This is a genomic window from Frigoribacterium sp. Leaf8, assembly GCF_001421165.1.
Classification (GTDB): domain Bacteria; phylum Actinomycetota; class Actinomycetes; order Actinomycetales; family Microbacteriaceae; genus Frigoribacterium.
The window spans coordinates 1,344,689-1,344,907 of the sequence record NZ_LMKB01000005.1 but is presented as its reverse complement, the minus strand read 5'-3'; the positions used below and the strand labels follow the sequence as shown (position 1 = coordinate 1,344,907).

Annotated in this window: 1 pseudogene; it reads left to right on the top strand. The window is 71.7% G+C overall.

The window, feature by feature from the left end:
• Positions 1 to 219 (top strand): annotated as a pseudogene (locus tag ASL10_RS16235) (hypothetical protein); the annotation flags it as partial.

Below are 219 nucleotides of genomic sequence, written 5' to 3'. Positions count from 1 at the left end.
TCGATGGACTCCGGCACCTCGACCGACACGTCCTCCTCGTCGAGCTCGTCGTCCTCCGAGCCCTCGGCCGCGTCGACGCCCGCCGCGTCGATCGCCGACCTCAGCAACGGCGTCGACACCCAGGTCGCCGTGGACGCGTCCTTCGTCGACGCGATCACCTCGCTCGGCCTGACCCCCGGTGTCGTCGGCACCGCGACCTTCACCGACGGCACGTTCGCG